This is a genomic window from Candidatus Kosakonia sp. 282A-S69 (genome assembly GCF_029433855.1).
GTDB classification, from domain to species: domain Bacteria; phylum Pseudomonadota; class Gammaproteobacteria; order Enterobacterales; family Enterobacteriaceae; genus Kosakonia; species Kosakonia cowanii_A.
Genome location: NZ_JAROAU010000003.1, coordinates 1,844,005 through 1,865,911, shown reverse-complemented (window position 1 = coordinate 1,865,911; position 21,907 = coordinate 1,844,005). Strand labels below are relative to the sequence as shown.

The 21,907-nt window shown below is 56.2% G+C and carries 19 protein-coding genes; 7 read left to right on the top strand and 12 right to left on the bottom strand.

The features are described from left to right. Nucleotides 1-58: 58 nt before the first annotated feature. The 3 genes from PU683_RS14480 to malX are packed head-to-tail and all read right to left on the bottom strand — an operon-like array spanning nucleotide 59 to nucleotide 3,167. Nucleotides 59-340 (bottom strand): hypothetical protein, encoded by a 282-nt coding sequence (locus PU683_RS14480; RefSeq protein WP_277172620.1) that lies wholly within the window; start codon nucleotides 338-340, stop codon nucleotides 59-61. A 28-nt stretch (nucleotides 341-368) separates the two neighbouring features. After that, nucleotides 369-1,553 carry a MalY/PatB family protein gene (locus tag PU683_RS14475; RefSeq protein ID WP_277172618.1) on the bottom strand — a complete coding sequence of 395 codons (1,185 nt, stop codon included), beginning with the start codon at nucleotides 1,551-1,553 and terminating at the stop codon, nucleotides 369-371. Beyond that, entirely contained in the window at nucleotides 1,554-3,167 is a 1,614-nt protein-coding gene (gene malX, locus PU683_RS14470; RefSeq protein ID WP_277172616.1) for a maltose/glucose-specific PTS transporter subunit IIBC, read from the bottom strand. Nucleotides 3,168-3,455: 288 nt separating this feature from the next. On the opposite strand from malX, the gene PU683_RS14465 reads away from it, so the two are divergent. Continuing rightward, entirely contained in the window at nucleotides 3,456-3,704 is a 249-nt protein-coding gene (locus PU683_RS14465) for a biofilm development regulator YmgB/AriR family protein (protein WP_277172614.1), read from the top strand. Nucleotides 3,705-4,139: 435 nt separating this feature from the next. On the opposite strand, the gene PU683_RS14460 is transcribed toward PU683_RS14465, so the two are convergent. From PU683_RS14460 to manA, 4 genes are all read right to left on the bottom strand, one after another. After that, the gene (locus PU683_RS14460; RefSeq protein WP_277172612.1) at nucleotides 4,140-4,439 is read right to left on the bottom strand and encodes a hypothetical protein; all 300 of its coding nucleotides are present in this window, start codon (nucleotides 4,437-4,439) and stop codon (nucleotides 4,140-4,142) included. A 98-nt stretch (nucleotides 4,440-4,537) separates the two neighbouring features. After that, nucleotides 4,538-4,780 (bottom strand): biofilm development regulator YmgB/AriR family protein, encoded by a 243-nt coding sequence (locus PU683_RS14455; protein WP_277172610.1) that lies wholly within the window; start codon nucleotides 4,778-4,780, stop codon nucleotides 4,538-4,540. A 219-nt stretch (nucleotides 4,781-4,999) separates the two neighbouring features. Further along, nucleotides 5,000-6,532 carry a YdgA family protein gene (locus tag PU683_RS14450; protein ID WP_277172609.1) on the bottom strand — a complete coding sequence of 511 codons (1,533 nt, stop codon included), beginning with the start codon at nucleotides 6,530-6,532 and terminating at the stop codon, nucleotides 5,000-5,002. Between the two features lie 100 nt (nucleotides 6,533-6,632). Continuing rightward, on the bottom strand, nucleotides 6,633-7,811 hold the full coding sequence (gene manA / locus PU683_RS14445; RefSeq protein WP_277172607.1) for a mannose-6-phosphate isomerase: 1,179 nt from the start codon (nucleotides 7,809-7,811) through the stop codon (nucleotides 6,633-6,635). A 199-nt stretch (nucleotides 7,812-8,010) separates the two neighbouring features. Between manA and fumA the strand changes: the two genes are divergently transcribed. Next, a complete protein-coding gene (gene fumA, locus PU683_RS14440) occupies nucleotides 8,011-9,657 on the top strand; it encodes a class I fumarate hydratase FumA (protein WP_277172606.1) in 1,647 nt (548 codons plus the stop codon). A gap of 159 nt (nucleotides 9,658-9,816) precedes the next feature. Further along, on the top strand, nucleotides 9,817-11,217 hold the full coding sequence (gene fumC, locus PU683_RS14435) for a class II fumarate hydratase (protein ID WP_200579500.1): 1,401 nt from the start codon (nucleotides 9,817-9,819) through the stop codon (nucleotides 11,215-11,217). Here fumC and tus read toward each other — a convergent pair. The 3 genes from tus to rstA all read right to left on the bottom strand — a co-directional run bounded on the left by tus (nucleotide 11,214) and on the right by rstA (nucleotide 14,252). Next, the gene (gene tus, locus PU683_RS14430; protein WP_277172605.1) at nucleotides 11,214-12,143 is read right to left on the bottom strand and encodes a DNA replication terminus site-binding protein; all 930 of its coding nucleotides are present in this window, start codon (nucleotides 12,141-12,143) and stop codon (nucleotides 11,214-11,216) included. The two genes, fumC and tus, sit on opposite strands and share 4 nt — an antisense overlap. Before the next feature lie 75 nt (nucleotides 12,144-12,218). Beyond that, nucleotides 12,219-13,514 (bottom strand): two-component system sensor histidine kinase RstB, encoded by a 1,296-nt coding sequence (gene rstB / locus PU683_RS14425; protein WP_277172604.1) that lies wholly within the window; start codon nucleotides 13,512-13,514, stop codon nucleotides 12,219-12,221. A gap of 21 nt (nucleotides 13,515-13,535) precedes the next feature. Beyond that, nucleotides 13,536-14,252 carry a two-component system response regulator RstA gene (gene rstA, locus PU683_RS14420; RefSeq protein WP_277172603.1) on the bottom strand — a complete coding sequence of 239 codons (717 nt, stop codon included), beginning with the start codon at nucleotides 14,250-14,252 and terminating at the stop codon, nucleotides 13,536-13,538. A 128-nt stretch (nucleotides 14,253-14,380) separates the two neighbouring features. Here rstA and PU683_RS14415 point away from each other — a divergent pair, with 128 nt between their 5' ends. Continuing rightward, nucleotides 14,381-14,716, top strand: coding sequence for a GlpM family protein (locus tag PU683_RS14415; protein WP_277174297.1), 336 nt, complete (start codon nucleotides 14,381-14,383; stop codon nucleotides 14,714-14,716). 2 nt (nucleotides 14,717-14,718) lie between these two features. Here PU683_RS14415 and PU683_RS14410 read toward each other — a convergent pair whose 3' ends face one another. Together PU683_RS14410 and ydgH are read right to left on the bottom strand one after the other, a co-directional pair. Then, nucleotides 14,719-16,101, bottom strand: a complete 1,383-nt coding sequence (locus PU683_RS14410; protein WP_277172602.1) for an amino acid permease — start codon at nucleotides 16,099-16,101, stop codon at nucleotides 14,719-14,721. Nucleotides 16,102-16,298: 197 nt separating this feature from the next. Further along, on the bottom strand, nucleotides 16,299-17,243 hold the full coding sequence (gene ydgH, locus PU683_RS14405) for a DUF1471 family protein YdgH (protein WP_277172601.1): 945 nt from the start codon (nucleotides 17,241-17,243) through the stop codon (nucleotides 16,299-16,301). Nucleotides 17,244-17,735: 492 nt separating this feature from the next. On the opposite strand from ydgH, the gene pntA reads away from it, so the two are divergent. The 3 genes from pntA (at nucleotide 17,736) to PU683_RS14390 (ending at nucleotide 21,888) form a co-directional block, all read left to right on the top strand. Next, nucleotides 17,736-19,268, top strand: a complete 1,533-nt coding sequence (gene pntA / locus PU683_RS14400; RefSeq protein ID WP_277172600.1) for a Re/Si-specific NAD(P)(+) transhydrogenase subunit alpha — start codon at nucleotides 17,736-17,738, stop codon at nucleotides 19,266-19,268. A 10-nt stretch (nucleotides 19,269-19,278) separates the two neighbouring features. After that, on the top strand, nucleotides 19,279-20,667 hold the full coding sequence (gene pntB, locus PU683_RS14395) for a Re/Si-specific NAD(P)(+) transhydrogenase subunit beta (RefSeq protein WP_277172599.1): 1,389 nt from the start codon (nucleotides 19,279-19,281) through the stop codon (nucleotides 20,665-20,667). Between the two features lie 108 nt (nucleotides 20,668-20,775). Further along, complete coding sequence (locus PU683_RS14390; protein ID WP_277172598.1) at nucleotides 20,776-21,888, top strand: mechanosensitive ion channel family protein; 1,113 nt, start codon at nucleotides 20,776-20,778, stop codon at nucleotides 21,886-21,888. The last annotated feature ends 19 nt before the right edge of the window (nucleotides 21,889-21,907 follow it).

Here is a 21,907-nt window from a genome sequence, read left to right as displayed (position 1 = left end):
GTGGAAAAGCATACACTTGCTGATGCCAGCGTAAAGCGGGCTGGTACCGCTTATGCTCTCAGAAGAAGACGTTGATCAACACCGTCGCGATCAGGAGCCAGCAGGGCAGTGAAAAATAGAGCGTGCCCTTTTTGTCCGGACTACGTTTAAGCAAAAGCAGGGCGAAAAACACGCCTGCCAGGATAGCGATATAGAGGATCACCAAAAGCCTGCTCTGCAGCACATTGTGCAGCGCAATGGCCAGCAACAGGCTCGACACCAGCGCATAGAAGCGGAACGTGCGGGTAAAAAAGATCCAACCGAGAATAAAGTAAATCAGCGACACGCCCCAGACCATCATTCACTCCCTTGATATATTTCGCCACAGGCTAACATGATCGCAGCGCGGCAATCAGCCTTTTTACTCCCTCCTGCAGTTTTTCACGCGGGCAGCCGACGTTGAGGCGAATAAACCCGCGCCCTTGTGGCCCATAGATATCGCCGCGCATAATCGCCACCTGCTGCTCCTCAATCAACCTTGTTTGCAACTGGTCATCATCAATCCCCAGCGGGCGCAGATCGATCCACGCCAGATAGGTCGACTCCGGCGGCTGCCAGCGCAGCTGTGGAAAGGCGTCGTTCAGGGTAGCGGCAAGGTAAGTCAGATTCGCGCGCAGATAGCTGCGCAGAGCCTCAAGCCAGGGGCCCCCTTCGCGATAGGCGGCAACATGGGCCGTCACTGACAGCACTGCGGGTGAGGATAAGCCGTTAGCGTTTTTTAACGCTTCGAGATAGCGCTCACGTGACGCCTTGTCGCCAAACAGCCCCCATGCGCCGGTCAATGCCGGAATATTGAAACTCTTTGACGCCGAGGAGAAAAGTGCCCAGGGCGAGCGTGCGACGTTGCACCACGGAATATGCTGCTGCGCTCCCCAGACCATATCCATATGGATCTCATCGCTTATTACCTTCACCTGGTGGCGTTCGCACAGCAGCGCGATAGCCGTCAGCTCTTCGTGTGTCCACACTTTGCCGGTCGGGTTATGCGGGCTGCAGAGCAGCAGAACTTTGCTCTCGGCGCGCGCCAGCACCGCTTCAAGCTGCGTCATATCGCATACCCAGCTACCGTGATATTGATGCAGCGGCACCGTCAACAGCCGACGCTGGTTGTGGCTTATCATCTTCGGGAATGCATCATAAGCAGGCGTGTGGACCACGATAGCGTCGCCTGGCTGCGTCCACTGGCGGATCGTCTCTGCAATCATCCAGATAACCGAGGGGCCGTAGACAAGGGCGTCGCAGTCGATGCGGGTGTCGAAACGGCTGGCAAGCCAGAATTTGATAGCGCCGAGAAAGTCGTCGTTCTGCCAGCGGCTATAGCCGAAGACACCGTGCTCGAGCCGGGTTTGCAGCGCGTTGAGAATGCAGGGCGCGGTGGCAAAATCCATATCCGAGATGGTAAAAGGCAGCAGATCGGCACGGCCGAACCGGTCGCTCACATAGTCCCACTGTGTGCACCAGGTGCCGTGGCGATCGACCGGCGTGGAAAAATCAAAAGAAACGTCGCGTTTCATCTACTCTGCCTCTGGGGTTGTCTGTACCTGCGCCGCCGCGATGAGCTGCGCCATTTCATCTTTTACCGACTGCACCTGCGGCCCAATCACTACCTGCAGGTGAGAGTCGTTGACCTTAACCACGCCGAGGGCGCGATGGGCTTTCAGCGCGGCGGCATCGACCTGCGCCATGCTGCCAACCGACAGGCGTAAGCGGGTAATGCAATTATCCAGGCTCTGCACATTCTGCGCCCCGCCAAGGGCGGCAAGCAAGGCCGGGACGTCATATCCGGAGCGGCCCGCCGCCTCTGGCATTGCGCTTTGCTCGCTCTCAACCGTTTGCGGCTCGCGGCCGGGTGTTTTCAGATCAAAACGGGTGATGGCGAAGCGGAACAGAGCGTAGTAAACAGTAAACCAGAGGGCGGCGACCAGCGGCACCAGATACCATTTGGTCGCGAGCCCGTGCAGGACGCCGAAAACGATGAAATCAATCACATTGCCGTCGGTATTGCCAATTGTCACCCCCAGCATTGCCATGGTAGTAAAGCCCAGGCCGGTGAGAAGAGCGTGGATCAGATAGAGCACCGGGGCGACGAAAAGAAACAGAAATTCGATGGGCTCGGTGGTGCCGCCGACCACACAGGCGATAACGCCGGAGATGAGCAGCCCCTTGATCTTATGGCGATTTTCCGGCCGCGCGCAGTGGTACATCGCCAGCGCCGCGCCGGGCAGCCCGCCCAGGAATGCGGGCATTTTTCCCTGTGAGAGAAAACGCGTCGCGCTCTCAGAAAAGCCGTGCGTCTGCGGGCAGCCAAGCTGCGCCTGGAAGATGGTCAGCGCGCCGCTCACCTGATGGCCGCACACCTCCATCGTGCCGCCTGCGTCGGTAAAGCGAATCAGCGCCACCAGAATATGCTGCAAGCCGAAGGGGAGCAGCAGCCGCTCGCCGGTGCCGAAGATCATCGGCCCGAAGTCGCCCGCGCGATCGATAAGCTGCCCGAGGCCACTGATGCCGAGCGCAAACCAGGGCCAGATAAGCGGGATCAGCAGGCCGACAATGCCCATCACCACACTGGTGACAATCGGGACGGAACGCGTGCCGCCAAAAAAGGCCAGCGCGTCCGGCAGGCGCAGGGTGTGAAAACGCTCATGTAGCCGCCAGATGATCACCCCCGCAATCACCGCGCCGAGAATGCCGGTGTCAATTGACTGAATGCCGAGCACGCTCTGAATGTTATGCGCCTTGAGCACGGCTGCGTTGGTAGTCGGTAAAATGCCCTGCGCGGTGAGCCAGAAGTTAACCGCCAGGTTCATCACCGCATAGCCGACAAAGCCGGAAAAGGCGGCGACGCCTTTCTCTTCCCGCGCTAAACCCAGCGGGATGGCAATACAGAACATGACGGGTAAGAAGGTAAAAGCAAACGCGCCTATTTTGCTCATCCAGATAAAGATCGCCTGCAGTAACGGGTGCCCTAACAGTGGCAGCAGCGTAATCACATCGCGGCTGCTTAGCGAGCTACCAATACCCAGCATAATGCCGCAGAAGGAGAGCAGCGCGACCGGCAACATAAAGGTGCGGCCCAGCTGCTGAAAAAAAACCCACACGGCATTGCCCGAACTTTTTTTACCCGTCATAACAACTCCTCATTAAAGTAAGCGAACGGCAGGTTTCCTGACTCTGCGCATAGCGTTGTATCAGGTTTCTGGCGCTGGCGGCACAGCTAATCATCCTGACCATCTTAATTAGGAATTCAACAAGATAGAGGGCGATTTGCGAGGTGTTTTCCAGCTTTGGCAAATGGATGAGAAAATTTTATATATCCTGTTGCGAAGGCCGAAAACCACGACTATTTTTAGTGGCAAAATTACGTCCTCCAGCCATGATGCGGAGGCCAGCTATTCATATCTCTTTTCAGGATGACTATGCAGACGACAATCGCAGAAGAGCAGCTCAACGCTTTTTTTGGCGTGAACGTGGATGTTGACGAGGCTGAAAAGCAGGTGATTAACACCATCCTTGCAAACCTGCGTTTGCAGCAGCGCGACGTGGCCCATAAACATCTCATCCTGGCGCTGGTCAGGCTGCTGGAGACAGAAGACGATTCCGCAATGCTGGAGATCTATCGCAAGGCATTAGAGAGGGTGGTGCAGAAGAGGCCGGACGACAGGTAAACCGGCAGCAATTTATTAACGAAGACGCCTTCCCTGTAGACGAAGGCGTTTTCATGATATCAGGCGGAGTAGGTTATCCTGTCGAGGATAAGCTGCCGGGCGGCATCGAGCACGCGCTTTTTTCTGGGATCGGTGGTTATACTGCTCTGTGCACGCAGCACCATTATGAGGTTACTGGGTTTCACAGGCCGTTGAGAATGCATAAGGTAGCTGGCAGCTAAGCCGATAGCCTCATGGATCTCTGCGGGTTGAACTTGCACATCGTCGTTCAATGATTCTCCCTTATTGCACTGGTGACTTTCTCTTCTATGCCTGTGGGCCAGATCAAATCCACTGTGCATTTAAGGAAACATGCGAAGCAAGTCTGAATAGAAGGATGAAAAATAGGGTCCGGTAGGGAACGCCAGACCTGATGAAGAGATGTTGCTGGAAAAATCAGTGCTTGCGGGCTTTATTATCGATGCCCGGGCCTGATAAGGGCAGCCGGTTCTTAAGGCGGCTAACCTGTAAGTTACTTTTGCGCCCGCGTGAAGCCGGCTGGGTTTTATAGTGGTGAATACCGCTTATCGCGATTTGAAGCGCTTTACGTCGTGTGCTGTCAACTTCGCTCATCAGGGACTCTTGCAGTTGCCCAATCAGCGCATCGAAAGAGACATCATCATCTGAATCAAGCAGGGCCAGTACCGCCTCGCCCATGACCGTATCTACAAGCTTATCCGACTCATTTTTACTCATTCTGCCTCACACATTTGCTGCACCGTTTACAGGTTTCCGGTAAGCATGTTAGTAACGTTATGCTGAACGTTATAGCTCATTAATTAAAATTATGGAAATTACGCGTTCAGTTTCCTGGTGAAAATAAGTTTCAGCAAGTTGCCATAGCATGCTTCTGTTAACGGATCGTTGGCGTTATCAAGACGCGTCGCCAGTTTGATACAGAGACTCTGTCGGCTGACCTGGCCTTTCTCACGTAAAAGCTCGATCACAATTTCGCCTAACAACTCCTCTTGTGAGGGCGTGCAACCCGGCGGGAAGAACGCACTCTCATCCGGACCTTTACCCTGGAAACCTTTCACGACTGTCCTCTCTTCAACGGGCTAAATGCCAAAAGAATCTCTTTGTATCAATGGACTGATTCGGTTATCAGCCTCGCGCTACGAAGCATTCAGCAGCCCCGAATTTTGCTGGCTAATAATAACTGAAAGAAATAGATAGGGAAGGGAAAAGGGGGTTTCAAAAGGATATATCTTCCGGGTGAGCGTAAAAAAATGCCCCTCGTTTGAGGGGCGTTTCGCTTACTGCTGCGGGATGGCCGGCGGAGCGGGTGGAACCGCTTCACCCGGTACGGCCGGTTGCAGTGAAGGCAGGCCAAACATACCGACAAACTGCTCCAGCGGCATCTTCTCGCCGTTCAGCGTCACCTGACCGTTGGCATACTGCAGGCTGGTGAGAATGGTGTTGTTCTCAAGAGTAGTGATGCGGAACATCTGACCCATGGCCGCCAGGCCTTTCACCTGCTGGTTAGCCAGTTTCGCCGCATCCTCCTGCTGATACCCTTGCAGTTTCGCCACCTGCGTCATCAGTTCGGTGGCCATATCTACCGGAATGGAGAGTTTGCCGTCGAGAGATTTCACATTGCGGTCAACCTGCTGCGCCAGCGTCTGCGGTGCGTCAGCGGTTTTTGTCGGATCTTTCAGGAACAGAGAGAGGTTGAAGGTCGATTCACCTTTCGCATTTTTCCAGCTCAGCGGCGCAACGGTAATGACCGGCTCGCCTTTCAACAGCAGCGGCACGACACTGAGAAACGCTTCGGTCGCTTTCTGCTGGTACAGCTCAGGGTTCTGCGCAATATCGGGCTGCGCCATCAGGGCGCGGATCTGCGCATCATACTGCTGAGTGGCCTGATGCCAGGCGTTGCCATCAACCTGGCCAACTTTCAGCGTCAGCTTGCCGTTACCGAGATCCTGCCCCTGTACTTTCAGGCTGTTGAGGGTGTAATCGACCTGGCTGTTGATATTTTTCTTATCGTCCGCCACGTCCGATTTCGCCGTAAGTTCCATCCCTTCAAGAATCGCCATCTCTTTGTTCTCAATGGAGATAGCAAGTTTATCAAGGCTCATCTTCTGGCTGCCGGTGCGCTCACTAAACGCGCTGATTTCGCTGGAGCCATCGGTTTTGAAGTGATTAAAGGAGAGCTGCACTTTCTGGCCAAACTCGTTAACCGTATCGACCAGGCCGCTTTGCGCTTCGCCGCTCACCGCAACCGCATTGCCCTCTTTATCAGCGCTGACGCGGAAATTACCGCCGCCGAAAGCAACTTTTTCACCCTCTTTTTCGAAATTCAGCGCGCGCAGGTTGATGTCGCTGCGGGTATCACCGGCGTAGCCAATGCGCGTCTCGGCGACAAACGGTGACTCGCCTTTCGCCATCTCAAACAGCGCCTTAGTGACGTCATTATTGACCAGCTGCGTATGCACGGAGGCCATCGCCGGTGTCAGGCTGAAGGATTTCAACTGTGCCAGCGGGAAGGGGCCGTGGTCGACATTTTCATGCAGAACCACGCTCTGGCCCGGCTTCAGCCACGGGCTGGTGGTGCCCGCGATGGGCTTGACCTGCAGAGTGAAGGTACTGGAGAAGAGGCTGCGTTTGTAATCCTGCGCCGAAAGCTCAACATTGGCGTCCGGCGCGCTGCGTTTGATCTGGGCGTTTGCCTGGCTCACCATCTCACCCAGACGTCCTTCCAGCTGTTTCCCAGTATACCAGGCTCCGCCTGCCCAGACGACACCTAATGCAACAATAACCCCGGCGGCAACCAACGTTTTTTTCATAGCGCTTATCCCTGAAAAAGAAACCAGGCGGTGCAAACCGCCTGGACTGTCGAATGAAGTTCGCTAAAGCTTAGCAATAGTTGCTTAAAACTTCAGTAACTTAGTCGATTTTATTAAACACGCGCGCGACCCGCCCGGTGCCGCTTGCGGTGACCGGCGACTCCTCCGCGCCAATAAATGCCGATTCGCCCGCTTTCAGCACCAGCGTTTGCTCACCTTTGCTGAGCACCGCTTCACCTTCGACACAGAAAATAATCGCCGCGCTCTGCTGCGCAAGCTGCGTCTCGTGGGTAGAGAGATCGTGCAGCGAGAAGGCGAAGTCGGCGACCGGGATCGGAAAATCGAGCGCGGCATCGTCACGAACCGGTTGCGTCAGCAGCTCATCTGCCGCTTTCGGCGTGAATTTGACGTTCGCCACCAGTTCCGGGATATCGATATATTTCGGCGTCAACCCGGCACGCAGCACGTTATCGGAGTTGGCCATCACCTCCAGCGCTACGCCCTGCAGATAGGCGTGCGGCGTTTCCGCGAACAGGAACATCGCCTCGCCGGGGTTAAGTTTGACCACATTTAGCAGCAGCGGTGAGAAGAGGCCGCTGTCATCCGGGTAGAACTGCGCAATGGTGCGAATGGTTTGCCACGGCTCGCCATGCTCTTTATCAAGCACCGACTTCAGCACTGCCAGCGCGCGGGATTTCTCCTCGTTCTCCATGTTAAGCAGCGCGGCAAAAAGCTCGCTCAGGCGATCGGCACCCGGGTCCTGCAGGAAGTGGGCGATGGCCGGATGCGCACCGGCGACCGGTTGCAGCAGAGAGACGATGTCAGAGAACTCACGGAATGCGTTCATCGCCAGGAAGGGGGTGAGGGCGAAGACCAGCTCCGGTTTGTGGTTGGGATCTTTGTAGTTGCGCTCTGCGGCATCCAGCGGGATACCGGCCGCGTTCTCTTTCGCAAAGCCCAGCTCTGAGTTTTTCTTGTTCGGGTGAACCTGGATGGAGAGCGGTTGGTCAGCGCACAGCACTTTAAACAGGAACGGCAGTTCGCCAAAGCGTTCAGCCACGGCATCGCCGAGCAGGCGATGCTTATCAGCATCGATCACCTCGCGCAGCGCGCGGGTTTGACCTGCCTCGTCCTGCACTTTTGAGCTGCTCTTCGGGTGTGCGCCCATCCACAACTCGGCCATTGGCAGATTGTCCGGATTGGCGATGCCGTAGAGATCCGTTAACGCAGTTTTACTACCCCAGGCATAGTTCTGCACGGAGTTGATCAGTTTTTGCATTATCAAGCCCTTTTTGATTAGGAAAAGTTATCGCGCCATTAAAGCAACAAACCCGACGGAAGTAATCAGTGAGGGTAAAAAGTCGTACTAGTCTCAGTTTTTGTTAAAAATTTGTGTAGGATATGGCGACTCGCTTTAACACAGGCTGAGGGATCTCCTGCCTGAACAATAACCACATCGTGCCGTAAGTGAGAGAACAATGTCGAACAAACCCTTCTGTTATCAGGATCCTTTCCCTCTCGGAGAGGATGAGACCGAATACTATCTGTTAAGCCGTGACCATGTCTCCGTTGCCCAGTTTGAGGGGCAGGATATTCTCAAAGTCGAGCCGCAAGCGCTGACGCTGCTGGCACAGCACGCCTTCCATGATGCTTCATTCCTTCTGCGCCCGGCGCATCAGCAGCAGGTTGCGGATATTCTGAGCGACCCGGAGGCAAGCGAAAACGATAAATATGTGGCACTTCAGTTCCTGCGCAACTCGGAGATCGCCGCCAAAGGCATTCTGCCGACCTGTCAGGACACCGGCACAGCCATCATCATGGGTAAAAAAGGGCAGCGTGTCTGGACCGGCGGCGGCGATGAAGCCGCACTGGCGCAAGGCGTTTACAACACCTACACCGAAGATAATCTGCGCTATTCGCAAAACGCGCCGCTGGATATGTACAAAGAGGTCAATACCGGCACCAACCTGCCGGCGCAGATCGATCTCTACAGCGTCGACGGTGAGGCATATAAGTTCCTGTTTATCGCCAAAGGCGGCGGCTCGGCGAACAAAACCTATCTCTACCAGGAGACAAAAGCGCTGATTACCCCGGCGAAGCTGAAAAACTATCTGGTAGAAAAAATGCGCACCCTCGGCACGGCGGCCTGCCCGCCGTACCACATCGCCTTTGTGATTGGCGGAACCTCTGCGGAAGCGACGCTGAAAACCGTCAAACTGGCGTCGACCAAATATTATGATGCGCTGCCGACTCAGGGTAACGAGCACGGCCAGGCATTCCGCGATGTTCAGCTTGAGCAGGAGTTACTGCAGGAGGCGCGTAACCTCGGCCTCGGCGCGCAGTTCGGCGGCAAATACTTCGCCCACGATATTCGCGTGATCCGCCTGCCGCGCCACGGCGCATCCTGCCCGGTCGGCATGGGTGTGTCGTGCTCCGCAGATCGCAATATTAAAGGCAAAATTACCCGCGACGGTATCTGGCTGGAGCGCCTTGAGCAGAATCCCGGCAAATACATCCCTGAAGCACTGCGCCAGGCGGGTGAGGGGGAAGCGGTTAAAGTCGATCTCAACCGTCCGATGAGCGAGATCCTCGCACAGTTGTCGCAATATCCAGTCTCCACGCGCCTGTCGCTGACCGGGACGATTATCGTCGCCCGCGACATCGCCCACGCCAGACTGAAAGAGCTGATGGAGAGCGGCGAGCATCTGCCGCAGTACGTAAAAGATCACCCCATCTACTACGCCGGCCCGGCAAAAACCCCGGAAGGGTACGCGTCGGGATCGCTTGGCCCAACTACCGCGGGGCGTATGGACTCCTACGTCGATCAGCTGCAATCCCAGGGCGGCAGTATGATCATGCTGGCGAAGGGCAACCGCAGCAAACAGGTGACGGATGCCTGCGCGAAACATGGCGGTTTCTACCTCGGCAGCATCGGCGGCCCGGCGGCAATTCTCGCGCAGAACAGCATTAAACAACTGGAGTGCGTCGCCTACCCGGAGCTGGGTATGGAAGCTATCTGGAAAATTGAGGTGGAGGATTTCCCGGCGTTTATCCTTGTGGATGACAAAGGCAATGACTTCTTCCAGCAGATCCAGTCTGGCCAGTGCGCCAGCTGCCTGAAATAGTGTAAGCCGCCCTGCGGGGCGGCTTTTTCCCCTAATTGTCAGTCATATCTGATTAAAAGCACGAACTTCACAACAACATTCTAAAAAGCATCAATACTTTTACCTGTTTGCAAGTGAGCCAGTCGAAAACCCTATCACTTTGTACCCAAGGAGAGAGTAATGACAACGCATCGCAGTGAGAAAGATTCGATGGGCGCGATTGACGTCCCGGCAGATAAGCTGTGGGGCGCGCAGACCCAGCGGTCGCTCGAGCATTTCCGTATCTCAACAGAGAAGATGCCGGTCTCGCTGATCCACGCCCTGGCGCTGACCAAACGCGCGGCGGCGAAAGTGAACCAGGATCTGGGCCTGCTGCCGGAAGAGAAGGCGCGCGCGATTATGGCGGCAGCCGATGAAGTGCTGGCCGGGAAACACCCTGATGAGTTCCCGCTGGCGATCTGGCAGACCGGTTCCGGCACGCAGAGCAACATGAATATGAATGAGGTGCTGGCAAACCGCGCCAGCGAAATCCTCGGCGGCGAGCGCGGTATGGCGCGCAAAATCCACCCCAATGATGACGTCAATAAGAGCCAGAGCTCCAACGATGTCTTCCCGACGGCGATGCACGTCGCGGCGGTGATTGGCGTACGCGAACAGCTCATCCCGCAGCTTCAGGTGCTGAAAAAGACCCTCAGTGAAAAAGCGACCGCCTTTGCCGATATCGTCAAAATTGGCCGCACTCACCTGCAGGATGCAACGCCATTGACTCTGGGCCAGGAGATCTCCGGCTGGGTGGCAATGCTTGAGCACAATCTTAAACATATCGAACAGAGCCTGCCGCATCTTGGCGAACTGGCGCTTGGCGGCACGGCGGTGGGCACCGGGCTCAACACCCATCCGGAATATGCTGAGCGGGTGGCAAAAGAGCTGGCAAGCTTTACGCAGCAGCCGTTCATTACCGCGCCGAATAAATTTGAAGCGCTGGCGACCTGCGATGCGCTGGTGCATGCGCACGGCGCGCTAAAAGGGCTTGCCGCGTCGCTGATGAAAATCGCCAACGATGTGCGCTGGCTCGCCTCCGGCCCGCGCTGCGGGATTGGCGAAATTTCGATCCCGGAAAACGAGCCGGGCAGCTCCATCATGCCGGGCAAGGTTAACCCGACCCAGTGCGAAGCGATGACCATGCTCTGCTGCCAGGTGCTGGGCAATGATGTGGCGGTCAATATGGGCGGGGCGTCGGGTAACTTTGAACTTAACGTCTTCCGCCCGATGGTGATCCATAACTTTCTGCAGTCGATTCGCCTGCTGGCAGATGGCATGGAGAGCTTCAATGAGCACTGTGCAGTTGGCATTGAGCCGAATCGGGAGCGTATCGATCAATTGCTGAATGAGTCGCTGATGCTGGTGACTGCGCTCAATACCCACATTGGCTACGACAAAGCGGCGGAGATTGCCAAGAAGGCGCATAAAGAGGGGCTGACGCTGAAAGCTTCCGCGCTGGCGCTCGGCTACCTGACGGAAGCCGAGTTCGACAGTTGGGTACGGCCGGAATCGATGGTCGGCAGTATGAAACCTGCCTAATCCGCCACGTAGAGGTGCAGCCGGGGAATGATCGGCGTTAAGGGCTGCGCCTGTGGTTTGTAGCGGTGCTGAACGTTATCGGCGTTGTAGTCCAGCAGTTCGCCAACGTCCGGCACCGCGCCGCCATTCTCTTCAGAGATCAGCGTGATAATCGGCGTCGGGCAGGCGTGCTGCACCTGTTTTTGCGAGCCAGCGTACCAGACGCGGGCGATAGGTTGCACCTTCACCGGGCGTTTGATTTTCAATCGTGCCTTCTGCGGCAGGGCGGCGACATCGTTGTACTCCTGCTGAACGCGCGCCAGCCACTCATCGCGGCTCCAGCCTGCCACCGCGCGCGGTGATCGCAGGCTCTTCTCCAGCTGCGCCAGCACCTCATCGCGGGTGAAATTTTTAATAATGTGTTTATTCGCCCAGCCGAAACGGATGGTCGCCGGTGCACGCAGCAGCGTCAGCGTGCGGTAAGCATTAAGGGTGATAAGCCCCGGCAGATGACGGTGTACCCACTCGAAGCGTGCAGTGGGTGCCAGCCCGGACTCCAGCGTAACGATCTTTTCAAACGCCTGCTTAAGCGTATTAATGGTGGTAATGCGCGCCTCCAGCGCCTGCAACATCGCCTCACTCCCCTGATAACAGACCACGCCGGGCAGCCGCACGGCGGCTTTACTGCTGCGGTTTTCCGACTGCTGTTGAATAAAGAGGTGAGTGTAGTGATTGAGTGCGAGGCTGGCCGCAGCTTTGCCGATATGCTGCTTCACCGCAATTGTGGGAAGAGGATCGTGCTCGGCACCTTTGGCAATCTCCGGCAGGGTAAAGACGCGCGCGACCATCAGGCGGCACTCGCACAGTTCAGCCTTTAGCGCCGCCAGCTCATGCTCCAGCTGGCGAAAGGTGCTGTTCAGGCGGTCAATCAGATCTAACGCGGCCATTTTCTACTCCTGTAGTTACAACATGCTTATGGTTTATAGCACAGGAGCCGGGCATAAGCCACTGTGCGTTTACGGTCAGACAGGAAGCGGAAGGTGATGGTAGACAGGCCACTGAAAGGTAAATTTCGCGCCGCCAAGATCGCTCTCCTCGCAGCTGACGCTGCCACCAAAGGCCTGGGCGATGGAGTGGACAATTGCCAGCCCTAAGCCGCAGCCGCCGGTGGCGCGATCGCGGCTCGGGTCGAGGCGCACAAAGGGTTCGAAAATGCGTTCCCGTTCCGCCGGTGCGATACCGGGGCCATCATCCTCTACCATCATGCTGGCAAGCGCACCCTGGCGCTGTAACGTTACCTTGATAGTTCCTTTGCTGTAGCGCAGCGCATTATTCACCAGGTTATCGAGTACGCGCTCCATCAGGCGCATATCGAGCGCGCCATACCCGTCGCCCACCTGGCAGTCGAGCAGCAAGCTGTGCTGCGGGTTCATGCTGCGCGCATCGTCAAGATAACTACTGAACCAGGCGGGCAGATCCGGCGTCGTCAGCTGCAATTCAGTTTGTGGACGATCGAGACGGGCATACGTCAGCAACTCCTCAATCAACCCCTCCAGTTGCCCGATATCGCGGTTCAGCGCGGTGTGCTCCGCTTCGCTGAGGTTATCGCTCATCTCCAGCCGGTAACGTAGCCTGACCAGCGGCGTGCGCAACTCATGGGCGATGCCGTCAATCAGCTGCTTTTTACTGGCAATAAGGGCGTTGATATTGTCCGCCATCTGGTTGAAGGCGATGCCGAGTCGTTCAAAACTGGAGGCGCTGTCAAAGTGGATGCGCTCCTCAAGGTGACCCTCGCCGAAGCGTTGGGCGGCAGATTCCAGCCGCAGCATCTCCTGCCAGTGGGGGCGCATCCAGATAAAGACCGGGAAGGCGAGCGAGATAGCAATCAGCGCCATCAGCCCCATATCCAGCAGCCGCGTTTCATGCAGGAAAAAGAGATAGGGCACCGGCCCAACCGCCAGCACATAGTGGCTGCGTGGAATGCGCTGGATAAAGGTGTATTCCGAATCAAGCGCGACAATATCCCCTTCGCGCAGACGCTGTGCGGCCGCCGGTTCAAGCGTAAATTTATTCATCGGCTCGACCTGCAGATCGAAAGAGAGGTTGAGATCCAGCTCTTTTAAAGTCTTTGCCCACTCATGAGGCGGGATTTCGCGCAGCTCGCTGCGCATCAGGTAGAGCGAGCTTTTCATCAGGTCGTCAAGAGACTGGCGACCGGCGCGCTCGGCGGTAAATTTATAGACCAGACCCACCAGCATCGTCATCACCAGAAAGCAGACGAACAGCAGAAGGTAGAACTGGACGAACAGCTTTTTCATCGTGACACCTGGTTACGGGTTTCAGTTGTCCCACGCATGGGGAGCAAACAGATAGCCTTTGTTACGGACGGTTTTTATACGATAGGGCTCCGTGGCGCTGTCGAGCAACTTTTTGCGCAGGCGCGAAATCGCCACATCCACGCTGCGATCCATCCCGTCGTAGCTGACGCCGCGCAGGTTTTTCAGCAGCGCATCACGATCCATAATTTGCCCCGCGTGGGTGGCAAGCTCCCACAACAGATCGAAGTCGGCGGTCGAGAGCGCCACCTCGTCGCCTGCCAGCAGGACCTGGCGGTTAACAGGGTCAATCGACAGCGTGCCGAAGGTAATGGTTTTATGCTGTTTCAGCGACGGGACTGCAGGCTCGGCGGCCGTTGTGCTGCGCTGGCGTAAATGGAGCCGCAGGCGCGCCAGCAGCACGGCGGGAGGGGTGGTTTTCAGAATATAGTCATTGGCGCCCATCTCCAGCGACAGAATATGGTTCATATCACTGTCAAGGGAGGTCAGCAGCACAATCGGGCCGTTCCACTGTTTGCGCAGATCGCGGCACAGGGTCATGCCATCTTTGCCTGGCAGCATAATATCGAGCAGCACCAGCTCCGGCTGCTCCCGCGCGATCACCTCTTCAGCGCGATCGCCTCTCGGCTCGACAATCACATCCATATCGTGTTTGCCAAGGTATGCGGCAATCAGTGCACCCACATCCGGGTCGTCTTCCACAAAAACGATCTTATTCATAAGCCATCATGATGAACAAAAACGTCAACATACACCGCCTTGATAGAACCTGCCATTACTCTTTTCTAAACGAACGCGCTTCCGCTATGCTGGCGGTCTATGTTGTTGAAGTGTTAACAGGAAAAATGATGGGATTGCTGATGAAAGCAGCGATTGGCGCGCTGGTGGTGGTGCTGATTGGTCTGCTGGCGAAGACAAAAAACTACTATATAGCCGGGTTGATCCCGCTCTTTCCCACCTTTGCGATGATTGCGCACTATATTGTCGCCTCCGAACGCGGTGTCGAAGCGCTGCGCACTACCATCCTCTTTGGCATGTGGGCGATCATCCCTTACTTTCTCTATCTGCTTTCGCTCTGGTACTTCACCGCTTTTATGCGGGTAGGGCCGGCGCTGGGCTGTGCGGTACTCTGCTGGAGCCTCAGCGCCTGGCTGTTAATTTACTGCTGGAGTCGCCTGCACTGAGCTCAGCGCACCAGCATCCAGGTGGCCGGCAGGGCGGCCACCAGTAGCAGGAGAATCAGTACCTTTTCGCGCTGCATCAGCGAGACGGTTTCGCTATGGGTGCTGCGGGCGTAGATAAAGACCAGCAGACCAGGCGCATAGAGCACCACCGAGAGCAGCAGGTGCATCGGGCCGGAGGCATAGAGCAGCCATAAGCCATAGAGGCAGGCTCCGACGGCGACCATGCGGTGCAGCGGACGACGCGCGATTTTCAGCAGGAAGGCCCCAACCAGCAGATAGGGCACGAGGATCATCTCTGAAGCAATCGTCAGCAGGGTGTTGTAATCCGAGCCGGTAAGCCAGATCAGCACCAGGCAGATCTGCACGGAGGCATTGGTCAGCCACAGCGAGGCCGCCGGCGCGCTCTGTTTGTTCTGATGCGCGAAGATACGCGGGAAGGCTTTATGCGTTGACGCCAGCAGCGGCACTTCCGCGGCCATAATGGTCCAGCTCAGGTAGGCGCCGCACACGGAGATAATCAACCCCGCTGCGATCACCACTTCGCCCCAGCTGCCCAGCAGTTTCACCATCAGCCCGGCCATGGACGGATTACGCATCTCCGCAAGCTCCGGACGCGCAACCACGCCGAGGGAGAGTAGCGTCACCAGCAGGTAGACCGTCAGTGCCGCCAGCACCGCCAGCAGCGTCGCGCGGCCCACATCCTGTTTATTACGCGCGCGGGCAGAGACCACCACCGCACCCTCCACGCCGATAAACACCCACAGAGTGATCAGCATGGTGTTTTTTACCTGCTCCCAGACCGGCACGCCGAGCGCCACGCCGCTGAAATCGAGGGAAAATTTATCGAGGTTAAAGGCCAGCGCCGCCAGCACAACAAACAGCCCCAGCGGGACCAGTTTCGCCAGCGTTGCTGCCAGGTTGATGCTCGCCGCGGTTTGCACGCCGCGCAGCACCAGCGCATGAACAATCCACAGCAGCGCGGAAGCTCCGACAATCGACTGCCAGGTGTTGCCATCGCCAAACAGCCGCAACGACGGGCTGTCGGTGAAAAAACTGAGGGCAGAGAAGACGATCACCAGATAGGAGACATTGGCGATCACCGCGCATAACCAGTAGCCCCAGGCGGAGCAGAAACCGATCAGCTCGCCAAAGCCTTCGCGGGCATAGGTGAAGATGCCGCCATCAAGATCCGGGCGGATACGGGTCAGGATCAGCATGGCGAAGGCGAGAAGAATGATGCCGACGCCGGTGATCAGCCAGCCGATAATCAGCGCTGCGGGGCTGGCGACTTCCGCCATATTTTGCGGCAGGCTGAAGACGCCCGCGCCAAGCATTGAGCTTAGGACCAGCGCAGTTAAAGCGCTAAGGCCAAGTTTCTTTTCCATTGTTATCCTGTCAAAAAAGCAACTCATCCAGAATAATTATTTTGCCGGAGCGCATAAATATGGTGGATATCACTAGGCGCGGAATTTTACGGAGAGTCGTCAGGGCATGCAATGAGGGCGAGGGGTATTTTGTGAAAAAGTAGATAAAACCGAAAAAAAAGGCGGCTTTCTGTGCCGCCTTTTCTCTGCGCGTCGCCTTATTTATAGAGATCAGCGCTGATGGTCATGTTGTTGCCGCTTTCAGACCACTGACGCGTGATGTGATAGTACTTCGCGCCTTTCGCGGCGGCACGTTTGGCGACCTGATAGGAGATCTCGGTCATGTTGCCATAGTTGCCGGTGAACTTAACGCTGTCGAAAGGCACCATCTGCGCGGCGGTGATTTTATTCAGCTCTTCAATTTTTTTACCGTCCGGAAGCGTGACACTGTAACGACCGCCGGTAGAGGATTGCGTTTCGAAGAAGCGACCAACGCCAACGCCTGCGGTGGCATCAGACGCGACGCCTGGAATTTCAACCCGCTTCGCTTCTTCACCGCCCTTCGCCAGCGCGGCACGGCCCGCGTCGGAGTCACGCGGAATAGCGTCTGCGCTCTGAATCACGCGTTTTTTCGCATTGGCTTTATAGATGAACGCAGTGATCAGCTGGTTGCCGCCCTGGTTGGCATCAACCTGGCGCACGATGTAGAACGCATCAGCGCCCTTGGCTTTCGCCGCTTTGCTGATGGCATCGTTCACTTCAGGCTGGGTGCGGTAGAAGCCCTGAACCGTCACGGTATCGTAAGGCTCAAGCGCAATGGCTTTATCTTTTGGATATTCGGTTACGCCATTGATGACGCGATAGGTCGGCTTGTCTGCTTTTGCCGCGTCAGCTTTGTAGAGATCGGCTGTCACGCGCTGGTTGCCGCTGTTATTGGCATCAGAGGTGTCAACGACATAAAAGGACGCTGCGCCCTCTTTATCTGCGCGTTTGGAGACGGCGTTAACCGCATCGCCAATCGCGTTAAAACGTCCGGTAATCACGATGCGATCGTAAGGCTTCACCGCAGCGGCTTGCTCCGGTGTTAACTCTGTCGCAGCGTTAGCCGTAAACGCGGTTGCGGACAGAAGTGCTGACGCCAGGAGGGTGTAGTTGAGCTTCATAAAAATAATCCTTCGCCTTGCGCAAACCATAAGTTGTTATTGATAAAACGTCGGTGATTATTGCATTTAAACCGCGCGACTGTCTGCGTCATTTTTTACAGAGTGTGCGCGGCCAGGGGGATAAACGATAACCTTTAGTGATATGTTGAAAAAATAGACCCTTGACCAGCAAAAGCGGTAAAGGTTATGACTTTTTAAAGTTAATGTAATGTTAAAAGGGACGGTGGGACGGAGATAAATCATGTTTTGCCGCTTCGCTTAAGCGGAATATCAGCCTTTCCACGTTAATTTAAGTCAAATAACCCTGCCAGCCCGCTTCAACGCTTAATATTCACGGATTAGTGCAGCATTTCGCTTTTCTTACGGTGGATCGCAGGCGTTATTTTCAGTAGGTTATAGAAAGTTTGTTACTGTTTTATTTTCCGCACGGCGTTAATAAGCCGCCGCGAGAAACGGACAAACCATCAACTAAAACCGATGGAAGGGAAAACTATGCGTATTGGTGTACCTAAAGAGAGGTTGGCCAATGAAACCCGCGTGGCCGCGACGCCGAAAACGGTCGAGCAGCTATGTAAACTGGGTTTCACCGTCGCGATTGAGAGCGGCGCGGGCAAGCTGGCAAGTTTTGACGACGAAGCGTTTGCCCAGGCGGGCGCCACCATCGTCGAGGGGGATAATGTCTGGCATTCGGATGTGATCCTGAAAGTCAACGCGCCGCTGGAGGAAGAGATCGCGCTGCTCAATCCGGGCACAACGCTGGTGAGCTTTATCTGGCCTGCGCAAAACCCGGCGCTGATTGAGACGCTGGCGGCGCGCAACGTCACGGTAATGGCGATGGACTCCGTTCCGCGTATCTCGCGCGCGCAGTCGCTGGACGCGCTGAGTTCGATGGCAAATATCGCCGGTTACCGTGCGATTGTCGAAGCCGCCCACGAGTTTGGCCGCTTCTTCACCGGGCAGATCACCGCCGCCGGTAAAGTACCGCCAGCCAAAGTGATGGTCATTGGCGCAGGCGTTGCCGGTCTTGCCGCCATTGGTGCGGCTAACAGCCTTGGTGCCATTGTCCGCGCGTTCGATACCCGTCCAGAAGTGAAGGAGCAGGTGCAAAGTATGGGCGCCGAGTTCCTTGAGCTTGATTTTGAAGAGGAGGCGGGCAGCGGCGACGGCTATGCGAAGGTGATGTCGGAAGCCTTTATCAAAGCGGAGATGGAACTCTTTGCCGCTCAGGCGAAAGAGGTCGACATTATCGTCACTACGGCATTAATTCCGGGCAAACCGGCACCGAAACTGATCACCCGCGAGATGGTTGACGCCATGCAGCCGGGCAGCGTTATCGTCGATCTGGCGGCGCAAAACGGCGGCAACTGCGAATATACCGTGCCGAACCAGGTCACTACGACCGCCAACGGCGTCAAAGTGATTGGCTACACCGATCTTCCGGGCCGCCTGCCGACTCAGGCCTCACAACTCTATGGCACCAACCTGGTTAACCTGCTGAAACTGCTCTGCGTTGAGAAAGATGGCAACATCGTAGTTAATTTCGACGACGTGGTGGTGCGCGGAGTCACGGTCGTGCGTGAAGGCGAAGTGACCTGGCCTGCACCGCCGATTCAGGTCTCAGCCCAGCCTCAGGCCGCACCGAAAGCTGCAGCCGCTGCGCCGAAAGAGGAGCCAACACCCGCTTCACCGTGGCGTAAATATGCGCTGATGGCGCTGGCGATTGTGCTGTTTGGCTGGCTTGCCGATGTCGCACCGAAAGAGTTCCTCGGTCACTTCACCGTATTTGCGCTCTCCTGCGTCGTGGGCTTCTACGTAGTGTGGAACGTGTCCCATGCGCTGCATACACCGCTGATGTCGGTCACCAATGCCATCTCCGGCATTATTGTGGTCGGGGCGCTGTTACAGATGGGGCACGGCGGCTGGGTCAGCTTCTTCAGCTTTATCGCCGTGCTGATTGCCAGTATCAATATTTTTGGTGGTTTCACCGTCACTCAGCGCATGCTGAAAATGTTCCGGAAGAACTAAGGGGTAACAAATGTCTGGTGGATTAGTTACAGCTGCATACATTGTTGCCGCGATCCTGTTTATTTTCAGCCTGGCGGGGCTTTCAAAGCATGAAACCTCCCAGCAGGGTAACAACTTCGGTATCGCCGGGATGGCGATCGCGCTGGTGGCGACCATTTTTGGTCCGGATGCCGGCAACGTCGCCTGGATCTTGCTGGCGATGATCATCGGGGGCGCAATCGGTATACGTCTGGCGAAGCGTGTCGAAATGACCGAAATGCCAGAGCTGGTTGCGGTACTGCATAGCTTTGTCGGCCTGGCGGCGGTGCTGGTGGGCTTCAACAGCTATCTCGATCACAACCCGGGCATCGATCCGGTACTGGTCAATATTCATCTCACCGAAGTGTTTATCGGTATCTTTATCGGCGCCGTCACCTTTACCGGGTCAATTGTGGCGTTTGGTAAGCTGCGCGGGAAGATCTCCTCGAAGCCGCTGATGCTGCCGAATCGTCACAAAATGAACCTCGCCGCGCTGGTGGTTTCCTTTGTGCTGCTGCTGGTCTTCGTGCGTACCGACAGCGTCGGTCTGCAGGTGCTGGCGCTGCTGCTGATGACCATCATCGCGCTGGTATTTGGCTGGCATCTGGTGGCGTCGATTGGCGGGGCGGATATGCCGGTCGTGGTATCGATGCTTAACTCCTACTCCGGCTGGGCGGCAGCGGCGGCGGGCTTTATGCTCAGCAACGACCTGCTGATCGTTACCGGTGCGCTGGTCGGCTCGTCCGGGGCCATCCTCTCCTACATTATGTGTAAGGCGATGAACCGCTCCTTTATCAGCGTGATTGCCGGTGGCTTTGGCACCGATGGCTCCTCCAGCGGCAGCGATGAGGAAGCGGGCGAGCACCGTGAAATCAATGCTGAAGAGACGGCTGAGCTGCTGAAGAACTCCCACTCGGTGATCATCACCCCCGGCTACGGCATGGCGGTGGCGCAGGCGCAATATCCGGTGGCGGAAATTACCGAAAAACTGCGCGCCCGCGGTGTGAAAGTGCGTTTTGGTATCCACCCGGTTGCCGGGCGTTTGCCGGGCCATATGAACGTGCTGCTGGCGGAAGCGAAAGTGCCGTATGACATCGTGCTGGAGATGGATGAGATCAACGATGATTTCGCCGATACCGACACGGTGCTGGTCATCGGTGCTAACGATACCGTTAACCCGGCGGCGCAGGACGATCCGCGCAGCCCCATCGCCGGTATGCCGGTGCTGGAAGTGTGGAAAGCGCAAAACGTGATTGTCTTTAAACGTTCCATGAACACCGGTTACGCCGGCGTTCAGAACCCGCTCTTCTTCAAAGAGAATACGCAGATGTTGTTTGGCGATGCCAAAGCCAGCGTCGATGCCATTCTCAAAGCGCTGTAAGATTCACTGCTTACTCATACCGCTCTTCGGAGCGGTATTTTTTTGTCCGCAGTCAGGCTTGTCAGAGCGTCTATACTTCTTGCTTGATCTTTTTGATAAGGAGGAAGGATGACGTTTTTGTCACGTTTTGACTTTATATCCATCTTAATGCTGCCCTCATTCTGGATTGGCCTTGGTACGGTGGTGATTGTGACGCTGGTGGTCTACTGGCTCTTTACCCACTTACTGAAAATGGTGCTGAAAGGCGCGCATAACTGGAGTGAAAAGCAGGGCGGTGTTGGCACGTTGCAGCATGTTGTGGTGGATATGCTCAGGCGCACCAGCAAATTCCTGCTCTTTGTGGCGGCGTTACTTTTCAGCCTGCGCTTCGTCGACCTTCCCGATCATCTTTTTAACACCCTCGGGCACGCCTGGTTTTTAGTGCTGGCGATCCAGATTGCGCTCTGGCTTGATCAGGGCGTGGTCTCGTGGATGCGCCACCTGATGTACTCCCCTAATACCAGTAAAAACCCGGTCACCATGGTGATTGCCGGTCTGCTGCTGCGCATGATGCTCTGGACGATGATGCTGCTGTCGATCCTGGCGAACGTCGGTGTCAATATTACCGCGCTGGTGGCGAGTCTCGGGGTAGGCGGTATCGCCATTGCGCTGGCGGTGCAAACCATTCTGAGCGATGTTTTTGCCTCGCTCTCCATCGGCTTCGATAAGCCTTTTGAGATCGGTGACTTTGTGGTGTTCGGCGACGTAGCCGGGACCATCGAGCATATTGGGCTTAAAACCACACGTATTCGCAGCCTGAGCGGGGAGCAGATTGTCTGCGGCAACGCCATCCTGCTGCAGCAAACGCTGCATAACTATAAGCGTATGCAGACGCGCCGTATCGTCTTCACCTTTGGCCTCGCGCTCACCACGCCGCCGGATAAGCTGCGCAAAGTGGGCGAGATGGTGAAAACCATCATTACCGACGTAGGCAATACCCGTTTCGATCGCGCTCACTTCCTCGGCTTCGGTACCGACCGGCTGAACTTTGAAGTGGTGCATATTGTGAATTCAGCGGATTACAACACCTATATGGATATTCAGCAGGAGATCAATATCCGCATTATGGAGCAGCTGGCGGCAGAAGAGATTGAGCTGGCGATACCGTGTGTGGTGGTGAAAGGTGGGCTGGCGGTAGAAGCGGCCTCCGCAGAGTCGCCGAGTGAACAACCGGCAGGATAAAACAACCCGCCTCGCGGCG

Coding starts and splice junctions, on each gene's coding strand:
- PU683_RS14465 (WP_277172614.1), top strand. CDS start 3,456: ATGCAGACGACAATCGCAGAAGAGCAGCTCAACGCTTTTTTTGGCGTG.
- pntA (WP_277172600.1), top strand. CDS start 17,736: ATGCGTATTGGTGTACCTAAAGAGAGGTTGGCCAATGAAACCCGCGTG.
- pntB (WP_277172599.1), top strand. CDS start 19,279: ATGTCTGGTGGATTAGTTACAGCTGCATACATTGTTGCCGCGATCCTG.
- tus (WP_277172605.1), bottom strand. CDS start 12,143: ATGGCCGCGTTAGATCTGATTGACCGCCTGAACAGCACCTTTCGCCAG.
- PU683_RS14410 (WP_277172602.1), bottom strand. CDS start 16,101: ATGGAAAAGAAACTTGGCCTTAGCGCTTTAACTGCGCTGGTCCTAAGC.
- PU683_RS14475 (WP_277172618.1), bottom strand. CDS start 1,553: ATGAAACGCGACGTTTCTTTTGATTTTTCCACGCCGGTCGATCGCCAC.
- PU683_RS14460 (WP_277172612.1), bottom strand. CDS start 4,439: ATGAGTAAAAATGAGTCGGATAAGCTTGTAGATACGGTCATGGGCGAG.
- fumA (WP_277172606.1), top strand. CDS start 8,011: ATGTCGAACAAACCCTTCTGTTATCAGGATCCTTTCCCTCTCGGAGAG.
- PU683_RS14450 (WP_277172609.1), bottom strand. CDS start 6,532: ATGAAAAAAACGTTGGTTGCCGCCGGGGTTATTGTTGCATTAGGTGTC.
- malX (WP_277172616.1), bottom strand. CDS start 3,167: ATGACGGGTAAAAAAAGTTCGGGCAATGCCGTGTGGGTTTTTTTTCAG.
- fumC (WP_200579500.1), top strand. CDS start 9,817: ATGACAACGCATCGCAGTGAGAAAGATTCGATGGGCGCGATTGACGTC.
- rstB (WP_277172604.1), bottom strand. CDS start 13,514: ATGAAAAAGCTGTTCGTCCAGTTCTACCTTCTGCTGTTCGTCTGCTTT.
- PU683_RS14415 (WP_277174297.1), top strand. CDS start 14,381: ATGGGATTGCTGATGAAAGCAGCGATTGGCGCGCTGGTGGTGGTGCTG.
- manA (WP_277172607.1), bottom strand. CDS start 7,811: ATGCAAAAACTGATCAACTCCGTGCAGAACTATGCCTGGGGTAGTAAA.
- PU683_RS14390 (WP_277172598.1), top strand. CDS start 20,776: ATGACGTTTTTGTCACGTTTTGACTTTATATCCATCTTAATGCTGCCC.
- ydgH (WP_277172601.1), bottom strand. CDS start 17,243: ATGAAGCTCAACTACACCCTCCTGGCGTCAGCACTTCTGTCCGCAACC.
- PU683_RS14480 (WP_277172620.1), bottom strand. CDS start 340: ATGATGGTCTGGGGCGTGTCGCTGATTTACTTTATTCTCGGTTGGATC.
- rstA (WP_277172603.1), bottom strand. CDS start 14,252: ATGAATAAGATCGTTTTTGTGGAAGACGACCCGGATGTGGGTGCACTG.